General features: G+C 44.6%; 7 protein-coding genes. 4 read left to right on the forward strand and 3 right to left on the reverse strand.

Annotation, left to right across the window (positions count from 1 at the left end):
• Window positions 1-75 precede the first annotated feature (75 nt).
• The 3 genes from ACN0RF_RS12885 to ACN0RF_RS12895 all read left to right on the forward strand — a co-directional run bounded on the left by ACN0RF_RS12885 (window position 76) and on the right by ACN0RF_RS12895 (window position 3,829).
• Complete coding sequence (locus tag ACN0RF_RS12885) at window positions 76-1,416, forward strand: DUF4041 domain-containing protein (RefSeq protein WP_417439333.1); 1,341 nt, start codon at window positions 76-78, stop codon at window positions 1,414-1,416.
• Window positions 1,416-2,657 carry a DUF4041 domain-containing protein gene (locus ACN0RF_RS12890; RefSeq protein ID WP_417439334.1) on the forward strand — a complete coding sequence of 414 codons (1,242 nt, stop codon included), beginning with the start codon at window positions 1,416-1,418 and terminating at the stop codon, window positions 2,655-2,657. The genes ACN0RF_RS12885 and ACN0RF_RS12890 overlap by 1 nt, the downstream gene beginning before the upstream one ends.
• Window positions 2,658-2,722: 65 nt before the next feature.
• Window positions 2,723-3,829, forward strand: coding sequence for a PIN-like domain-containing protein (locus ACN0RF_RS12895; RefSeq protein WP_417439335.1), 1,107 nt, complete (start codon window positions 2,723-2,725; stop codon window positions 3,827-3,829).
• A 79-nt stretch (window positions 3,830-3,908) separates the two neighbouring features.
• Here ACN0RF_RS12895 and ACN0RF_RS12900 read toward each other — a convergent pair whose 3' ends face one another.
• Window positions 3,909-4,115 carry an AlpA family transcriptional regulator gene (locus ACN0RF_RS12900; RefSeq protein WP_417439336.1) on the reverse strand — a complete coding sequence of 69 codons (207 nt, stop codon included), beginning with the start codon at window positions 4,113-4,115 and terminating at the stop codon, window positions 3,909-3,911.
• Window positions 4,116-4,245: 130 nt separating this feature from the next.
• Here ACN0RF_RS12900 and radC point away from each other — a divergent pair, with 130 nt between their 5' ends.
• On the forward strand, window positions 4,246-4,719 hold the full coding sequence (radC, locus tag ACN0RF_RS12905; RefSeq protein ID WP_126784204.1) for a RadC family protein: 474 nt from the start codon (window positions 4,246-4,248) through the stop codon (window positions 4,717-4,719).
• An 88-nt stretch (window positions 4,720-4,807) separates the two neighbouring features.
• On the opposite strand, the gene ACN0RF_RS12910 is transcribed toward radC, so the two are convergent.
• A complete protein-coding gene (locus ACN0RF_RS12910; protein WP_322407123.1) occupies window positions 4,808-5,479 on the reverse strand; it encodes a YagK/YfjJ domain-containing protein in 672 nt (223 codons plus the stop codon).
• A gap of 506 nt (window positions 5,480-5,985) precedes the next feature.
• On the reverse strand, window positions 5,986-7,392 hold the full coding sequence (locus ACN0RF_RS12915; RefSeq protein ID WP_417439337.1) for a YfjI family protein: 1,407 nt from the start codon (window positions 7,390-7,392) through the stop codon (window positions 5,986-5,988).
• Window positions 7,393-7,457 lie beyond the last annotated feature (65 nt).

Consider the following 7,457-nt stretch of genomic DNA (forward strand, 5'->3'; position numbering starts at 1 on the left):
GTTGCTGGTTAGTATAGCTTTTATTCATGTCTTAAATAACTTCCCCTTGCTAAATTACTGAAAGGACAATGTGCAATGGATAGCATAGCTATGTACCTACCTTTAGGCCTTGTTGCCGCCACGATCTTCTTGGTTTTTTACGGTATTTCTCAAAACAAAAAATATCATGCACGCCTGGAGTACATCTCGCAGCGAGAGTCGATGTTATCGAATGAATCAGTTGACGAGCGTCTCTCTAAACAGCGCCAGGAAAAAGCAGACTTTGAGGAGAAGCAGCGTGTGGGTCGGGATTACTTGGATAAACTTGATAAAGCCATTGAGCCCACAACAGCGCAACTAAAGCGGATTGAAGTGGGTTTGGTGCCTCCTATTTTTCGGTTCGATGATAGTGAAGAGTTAAAAAAGAATATTCGCAAGTGCCGAGAAGAGCAGTTTGAGTGTATTAGCGCGGGCTTGGCTACTAATTCTTTTACTCAATGGGACTGGATGGGAAGTCGTTCGGACGGTGAACGGATGATTCGTGATTATCGCGCGTTGTTATTAGATGCGTTCAATGCTGAGTTTGAGGTGATCAGACGCCAGATGCGAGCGGCGACTTTCGATAAAGCCGTGGACAAGATTGAAAGGTTGGTTGACCAGCTTTCCAAACTTGGTGAGACAACGGGTGTTCAAATATCGCGGCGTTATGCATTGCTCAAAGAAGATGAGCTTAGGTGCTGGCATGCAGAGCTTGAGCATCGTGAAGAGCTGAAGCAGGAGCGTAAGCGGCAGAGAGAGTTATTACGCTCTCAGCAAAGTTCGGGGGATGATTCAGAGGAGTTGTCAGAAGAGATTGCATCACGGGATAGTGAGTTGCTTAAAGCGCAAAAAAAGGCAGAGCAGTTGGCTGGCGCTGAGCGGGCACGATTAGAGCGGATGATTGAAGATATCAAGGCGGAGAAAGCGCGGCTAGAAGAAAAACAGACTAGAGCGATGTCACAAGCACAGATCACGCGAGCCGGTTATATCTATGTCATATCAAATGAAGGTAGCTTTGGTGAAGGTGTGGTTAAGATTGGTATGACCCGACGTTTAGAGCCAATGGATAGGGTGAGAGAGCTTGGAGATGCATCAGTGCCGTTCCGATTTGACGTCCATGCGCTGGCTTTTGTTGAAGATGCTCCAGCATTAGAAAAGACATTACATGATGTCTTTAATGATCGACGGGTAAACACGGAGAATTTCCGTAAAGAGTTTTTCCGGGTGTCACCGGAAGAGGTTCGATCAGCCATAGAGGAAAAAGGAATTGATACGGACTGGTACCTGACAGCGGAGGCTAAGGAATACCATGAGTCGGAGTTGATGCGAAACGCTATGAAGCAGGCTAAGCGTGCACGTAAAGAACGTGAAGACTCAGCTTTACCGGAGGCAATATAATGACAGGGCTAATTATTTTGGGGATAACCATACTGGCCTTTGGTTTAAGCTCCTACTTTGCGATTAAAGCTCATCGTCGGGCGGCATCGATCGCGGAAGATTATGAGCGGCTGTCTGCGGTCTTTTCTGAGGTTGATAAAGGTCAGGCTGAGCTTGATGAAGTTGAGCAGGAATACCGAGATTTACAAACACAGTATGCCCGTCGAAAGCAAGCATTAGAGTCGAACCGCCGGGTAATAGCGCAATATGACATTGGCGCAGGTACGGTTGACGACTCGCTAATGCAAGTAACGCATAGCACGGACGATATTGACGACTTACAGAGCCAGCTATCAAGTGTGAAAGACTCGATAAAAGCGATGGTGAAAGCCAAACGCGCGTGTGTTTGTTACATGGGGGATAACATAACCATAAATGGTCGCAAGGCCGGTGTTAAGACGCTTTTTAATCGTGAGATACGGCTGCGGCTAAGGTGTTTTGATAATGAGGTGAAATCAGCCATTGCGTTGGCTAATTGGAATAATATCGGACGGCTGAATGAACGAGTGAGACGAGCGTTCAAAGAGATTAATGACCGTGGGCAATTGGTTAAGACATTCATAGATAAAGAATATCTAGAGCTTCGTCTTAAAGAGCTCAATTTGAGTTTCGAAATATCCGAGCTGAAGGCATTGAAGAAGGAAGAAGAGCGCGAAGAACGCCGTTTAGAGCGTGAAGCTGAGCGAGAAGAGCAAAAGATAAAGGCGGCAGCTGAGAAGGCCAAAAAAGACAGAGAGCGCATGGAAAAGCTTGTCGAAAAAGAGTTGGCTAAGTTAGACGGTATGACGGAGGCACAACGGCAGGAGCTTGAAATGCATCAGAAAGAGCTTGAGGAGCTTAAAAGTCGCGAGCAAAGAGCCGTGTCGATGGCGCAGCAGACCAGAGCTGGTTTTGTTTATGTTATATCGAACGTTAATTCATTCGGGGAGGGGGTTGTGAAGGTCGGAATGACCCGCCGTGCCGACCCGAATGAGCGAGTCCGCGAATTGGGTGATGCATCAGTACCGGACACTTTCGATGTGCATGGCTTTTTCTACTGTGAGGATGCGCCAAAACTTGAGTCTGATGTTCATAAGGTGTTTGACGATAAACGGGTGAATCTCATCAATAAACGTAAAGAATTCTTCTATATCGATGCTGATGACGCGTTAAAACAGATTCAGAGCCACGATATTGAGACAGTTTCGGTAGAGATTGCTTAGAAGCAGTTCAATTGATTGTGTGTGACTAAAACGAACAGTATCGAGGCTACAAGATGAGTGAGAGCATGAAAAATTTGTTTCCGGGTTACTTTGACGAAAGTAAAGTGACAAAGGAAGAGATTTGGGAAAAAGGCACTTTTGTGTTCGATGCGAATATATTTTTAAATCTGTATCGTTATTCTGATACCACTCGTGAAGATTTTCTCAAGATTCTTCATCAGATAAGTGACAGAGTCTGGGTACCTCACCATGCGGTCAATGAATATTTGCAGAGTCGTTTGACAGAGATTAAGTCCCAAGCTTCTTCGTATGATAATACAGTCAAGGAAATGGGAAAGCTTGAATCGGCATTCGACAACAATAAGCAGCACCCTTTTGTAAGTGAGTCTACATCAAATGACCTCAAGGCACTTTTCAAAAGAATCAAGAATGAGCTTGAAGCTAGTAAGGGAATTCATACGTCTCGTATGAAAAATGACCCTATCAAAGATGCCCTGGCTGCCCTATTTGAAGGTAAAGTTGGACTACCATACACTGACGACGAATTGGAAGCTATTTTCGAACTCGGAGACCTAAGGTACGAACAAAAAACACCTCCTGGATATAAAGACAGCCAAAAAGATCGACCGCGAAAATTTGGTGACTTAATAGTGTGGTTTCAAACTCTGAAACTGGCAAAGGACTCTAAAACAGACGTTGTATTTGTTACCGACGATAATAAGGAAGACTGGTGGACTATTGAGAATGGTTTAACCATTAGCCCTAGACCGGAACTAATTAAAGAGTTTAAAGATGATACGGACCAGAAGCTTTTGATGTATCGAGCTCATACTTTTGTAGAAGAGGCTAATAAGATATTAGGTAGCACTATAAATCCCGATACTATCGAGGAAATTCGTCAAGCTCATATGGACACAGATATCACTTCTGCGCTCGAGAAATATCAAGCTTTGTCTGATTTGATTGACTACTTAAGCAGCTTAGACTTAGTCGTTGGTGCTGACATTCCCTCCGAACGAAATTTATCATCTAAAACGAGCCACTCAAGATCAGCCATTCGAGAGCAACTCGGTCGCCTTGAGTCACACGGCTTCATTGAGAGAAGTCATGGTAAAGCTACAAAGCTATTAAAAGAGCTCCCGGAAAGTCCGGAGTCAACTAGTCAGAAGTAGCGTATTCAAAGGCTTATATGTTAGTTACTCGGAAGGTGGCTCTGCCCGTGTTTCTCTATAGTCACTATTTGATTTTAGATTAATATCTAATGTTAGGAACTGACAAGCCGCGCTTTTCATCTATACGGTCCATCATCCACTCATCAACTTCTGAGTCTACCCACGCGACGTTCCTACCCAGTATATGAACAGGCTTGGGGAATTTTCCTTCCCCTACCATTTTGTAAATTGAGGTGCGCCCCAGCCCGACGCGCTCTTGAACCTCGGTTAACCTTAGAAACCTCATGTGCTTCTCCTTCTTTTTGTGTCATAGCATTAGTAAGAATTGAGATGAATTAAGGCGAATAGAGAACCTACCGAATTTCAGGCCTATATCACGCACGTGCATTCAAGAATCGAAAACATGGAGACACAAAATGCACGAGCAAAACGCTGAGTATGTAACGAATGGACCGATGACTGAGGTTGATGTGCTGAATAAAGCGTCTGAGATACTGGAGACGAAGTTTTTGAAGGGGGAGGGCTTTACAAGCCCGTCTGCTGCAAAAGACTTCCTGAGGTACAAGCTGGCGCATCAAAAGCGTGAAGTGTTCGCCATCTTACTGATGGATTCACAGCATCGACTGATTGAGTACAAGGAGTTGTTCTTTGGGACTATCAACGCTGCCCCGGTGTATCCCCGAGAGGTGATGAAGGAAGTGCTTCAGCAAAACGCTGCTGCTGTCATTCTGGCGCACAACCATCCATCGGGTGTGACTGAGCCATCGGAAGCTGACAAGCGTGTGACCACGCGTATCAAGGACGCGCTCAATCACATAGACGTCCCCGTGCTTGACCACATCGTAGTAGGCCAAGACACGGTTTCGTTTGCTGAAAGGGGATTGTTGTAGTTGTACTGTCGCTAGGTACGTAGCAGAGGTTATCCCTGGGCCTCTGCTACGTTGCTTGGTGCTTTATGCTGGCGCTTTATTTTTTGTCCTATTTGCGGCTAGTGGTGAACGCAGGGCGTCCACGTTGATAAAGCGTTGTACTCTCCTTGCATAAGTAGCTGTAATGCCTAAAAGCCTCTCGAGTTTCCTGACTGAATGAATTAAACGGGCCTTTTAAGCGACGGTATGACGGCGTTGACCCATGAATTAAATACTCAGTAGGGCCAGCGTTAACGCCTCCCGTGCTATACCAGGCATCTCTAATGATTTTCCCCAGCTCTGAGTTATCACCAGGTCCCAAGTTGCCTACCTGCCTGAAGACATCGTTGTTGACGAAAAGAACAACATGGTAATGCTCGTATGGTGATTGTATGTTTTGCTCAGCTTTACGGGCATATCGGACAGTGCAATGATGCGCAGAGCCTTTAAGTAACCTTTCTCTGTCATATTTCGCCTTAACTTTCCGGTTCACAGCTCTGATGAAATGCTCCATTGGCGGTTCAAGGTGTAAAGGAATACCGGCTACAGGCACTTTCAAATCAAAGCGAACAGCTAGCGTACGTGGATGTTCATCAAGCGCTCTTGTCATTGTGTCATGCAGACCATCTAAGGGCTCCTGAATATAAGGCACATGCTGAGGCCAGAGAGGCAGGCCTCTGTACGAACTGTCGTAGTAGAGTGTTTGGTTGTGATTCATTGGATTACGTGTTGGCAAATTCATAATTAGCTCCATGATCATTGAATACTCATAACTGATCTGATCCTGTAATCTTTAACCATGAGTCAGACGGTAAGCTTGGGGCTTACCTATCACTGGCTAAGCATTGGTTACTAGACGTACCAATGAATGATGTAAACAGTGTTAGTTATAAGTATTACTATTACCGAGAAAACACCTGTCGGCATTCGCTGCACTTTTGGATCTTAAGTGACAGCCTTCTCGACGATTTTGACTAACTCTCGTTGTTCGGAAGTTAGCATTTGATTGGCAAAAAAATTGTCGGTTGAGCAATGCTACGAGGCTGATCAATTCCTCGTAGCGAGTGCCGTTATCGAGCCGATTTCAAATCGAAATGGTCGAAAATCCTGATACTTCTGATATCCGTATCAGAAATATCGGTTTTTTAAGTGGTTCAGCGCTGAAAATTGGTCTATTTTATGTTGCTATTTAGCTCACCTCCTTAAACTCTTCTGCCTGGCAAAAGTTTGGTATTTAGTCCTTACTGCCTACTTTGAACGCTTAAAATTATGGCAAAATAGCTCCCACATATGTGGTTGATGGGCCATTGCAGGATATAAGTCAATATACACCAAACCCGTAGTCGGAAATTTGTATACCATTACCTCATTCCATGATTGAAGGATATCCAAAGCTTGGGATAGCGCTGATTGGTTTCTCAGACGACTTGGGCCGCTGCGTCGCACTAAGCTTTTGGCTATATAGCGCTCGCCATTTTCCCGCTTGGTTTGGCAGTACTCTTGGAGAGCAAACGCATCTTTCAAATAATTAGGATAAGTCTGGAAACACCTTAGGTAAGTGTCGGAAAAGTGAAACGCAATCCTTTCGGCATCTTGGAGAATCCCTAAGCTTATTTTTTCGTCTTTCCCATGTTCAAAATAGGATAATAATGCGGCAATGCGGCCGATGTTCTCAAACAGCTTGTTACCGTGATCTTTTGCGTATTGGAAACGTCCGTTGACTTGCAAGCCAAGCTCAATTTCGTTGTAAAGGTCATGAGCATAGGCTTTTGCTTCGTCAGAAAACTCGATAACATGCCGAGTTTGGTTCGTCGTGACATTCTCAGCCAGTATTTTCTCCATTCTCTCAACGTAACGTTCGTAACCTTCTTTTGATTCGAACCTAGACTGGTCTAAAAATCGCGTTCCTTGAGTCGTTAGTGGGTTGCAAAAAAGGAATCGCCCCAAGAATCCAATGCCTACTGCTTCGACTCCCTTCTTGTGAAGAAACGTCTCAATCGCGCTTGGCTGAATTAAAATGGAGAGTGTCAGTCTCGTATTGTCGAGAATAAAGCTTTCCGATGTTTTACGGTTAACAGTAAACGACTCTCCTGACCATTGGCTGTTTAAAAAAGCGAGATCTCTGGCTATCGGGCCGCCAAAGACTGTACCTCCTTCGTTAGAGACCATCGCAGCGTTACCATTGCCTTTACTCATGTCAGACTGAACTGATTCTGGCGTACCGTCTTCGAAAATAAACTGTGATTTGATTGGTTCTTTAGGCTTTTTACGTTGTAAAGCCAAGAGCTCTGCTTCTGCGCTTCCTATTGCCTCCTTTTTGCCTGTCTTCATAGCCTGACTAAGTTTTTTCTTTATCAGCTTCTTTTTGTCATTAAAAATCTCTAGTTCAAGTTCATAAACTTCCTGCTTTTCTGCGTATTTCTTTGCCTCTTGTCTTTCAAAGTCAATAATGGGTTTGAACACTTTAGTCGCTACACCTGTTTTTCTCTCTCCAGATTCCGCGATGACGCATAAAAATAGCGACGTTGGTCCTGAGCCTCCATATATTCTCTCAACATCAATCTGCCCTTGTGCTGCTGTGGAAATAGCGCCTAATACCGCCTGTAAAATTAGCTCGCTTGGAGCTTGTACAGTAGAGGTCAGTGTAGTGGTCAAGAAAAACTAGCCACCGGTTTATAGTTAATCCAGTATTTTTGCTCTGCCTGATTCGGACTCAAGCC

It is taken from the genome of Idiomarina sp., from assembly GCF_048260185.1.
In the GTDB taxonomy this organism is placed as follows: Bacteria; Pseudomonadota; Gammaproteobacteria; order Enterobacterales; family Alteromonadaceae; genus Idiomarina.